1 protein-coding gene and 1 pseudogene are annotated in these 1,892 nt (G+C 76.4%); both read right to left on the bottom strand.

What is annotated here, in order from left to right; genetic code table 11:
* Window positions 1-806: pseudogene (locus JNW91_RS31200) on the bottom strand (hypothetical protein); the annotation flags it as partial.
* Window positions 803-1,892, bottom strand: a 1,090-nt coding sequence (locus JNW91_RS31205; RefSeq protein WP_407664419.1) for an AAA family ATPase, incomplete at its 5' end; no start/stop codon positions are given. The gene JNW91_RS31205 and the pseudogene JNW91_RS31200, both read right to left, overlap by 4 nt.

A 1,892-nucleotide genomic window follows, 5' to 3' on the forward strand; every position in this document is an offset into this window, starting at 1 on the left:
AAGCAGTGCGAGTGGGAGCAAACCACGGGACAGGCCCGGCATGCCGTCGCCGGACAGTCGGTCGGCAGCCGCCCGGTACGCGTCGGCCGCCGCGGCCGACTCGCCGTCCAGCGCCAGCCGCAACGCCGCGTACCACCGGGTGAAGACGCCGACCAGCGGCAGCTCGTACCGTTCGGCGAGACGGTCGGCGGCGCGGGCGTGCGCGTCGGCGCCGGGCCGGTCGGCCAGCGCGCAGCTGGCCTGGACCAGGACAGGTGCCCCAGCACCTCGAAGGTCACCAGCTGGTGCCGGGCGGCGAGGTCGACCAACTCGGCACCGATCCGGGCCCGTTCACCGGCCAGCCCGACCCGGTGGAAGGCGTGCATGAAGCGGGCGTTCAGCGCGAAGGCCAGCAGCCCGGGGTCGCCGATGGTCCGGGCGATCGTCTCGGCCTCGTCCGCCGCCCGGCGGCCACGGTCGGTGACGGTGCCGCGCAGCTCCAACGCGAGGGTGCTCAGTAGCCGGCTGCGTCGCGCCGAGCCGGTCGAGCCGAGGGCGGTCAGGGCATCCTCGGCGGCGGCGACGATCCGCCCGGAGAGCAGGTCGTCGTCGTTGCGCGTCCAGATGGCCGGCACGTCGAAGCCGGCCAGCACCTCCTCGTTGAGCCGGGGGTCACCGACGGACTCGGCGTCGGCGATCGCCTCGGCCCGTCGCCGCCGCGCCTCGGCCAGGCGGCCCGTCACGGCCAGCGCGCGCCCCAGACCCAACCGCGCGGTCAACCGTTCGCGCTGGTGCGTCCCGCCGGCGTGGTCGTACGCGTCGATCACCTGCTGCCACAGCCGGGCCGCCTCGTGCGGGTTGCCACCCCGTTCGGCCTGCTCGGCGGCCGTGCGCGCGTACGCCGCAGCGCGACCGGCAGCGACCGGCCCACCGGCGCGGAGCAGGTGGTGGGCGAGCGCGGCGGGTTCGATGGGATCCCGTTGCCGCAGCACCTCGGCGACGGCGCGTGCCAGGCGGCACGGCGCGGCGCGGACAGGTCGGCGTAGAGCGTGTCGCGGACCAGGATGTGGGTGAAGCGCAGCCCTCCGTCGGTTTCCCGCTCGGCGAGGAAGCCGGCCTGTAGGGCACGGTCCACGGCGTCCAGCACGGCCGAGGGGTCGTCCGCCAACGCGCCGAGCACCTGCGGGTCGAGGTCCCGGCCGAGCACGGCTGCCTGCCGCAGCACGGTACGAGTGGGCGGGGGCAGCTGCGCCAACCGGTACCGGATCACGTCGCGCACCCCGGGTGGCACCGCTGCCAGCGCGGCGTCGCCCTCGCCCGCGTACAACTGGGCCAGCTCCCGCACGAAGAAGGGGTTGCCGCCGCTGCGGTGGTGGATCAGTTGGGCGGTGGCCGCGTCCAGCTCCGCCCCGACGACGGCGCCGGCCAGCTCGGCGGTCGCTGGCGCGGACAGGCCGGCGAGATACTCCCGAACCGGTTCCAGCCCGGCGGCTCGGGCCAGGGCGGCGGTCAGCGCCGGGCTGATCTCGGTGGCCCGGTAGGTGCCGAGGATCAGTACCGGCCCGCTGGCGGGTCGTGGGCCGGTGAGAAGGGCGGTCAACAGGTCCAGGGTGTCGCCGTCGGCGCTGTGCAGGTCGTCCAGGACGAGCAGCACCGGTCCCCGGTCGGCGACCGCGGACACCAGCGAGGCGACCGCGCGGTGCCGGCGGAACCGGGTGACGGTGGGGTCGCCCGGGCCGTCGGCCGCGTCGACGTCGTCCGGTCCGGCCTCCCCGAGGCCGGCCGACCCGGCGAGCGCCTCGGTGACCTGCGTCCAGGGCCAGGCCGCCGGGGCGCCCTCGTACTCCGGGCTGCGGCCCCACGCCGTGGTCCACCCCTCGGCCGGCCAGCCGTCGGGCCAGCCGTCCTCTGCC

Origin of the sequence: Micromonospora parastrephiae (genome assembly GCF_016802865.1) — a bacterium.
Classification (GTDB): Bacteria; Actinomycetota; Actinomycetes; order Mycobacteriales; family Micromonosporaceae; genus Micromonospora; species Micromonospora parastrephiae.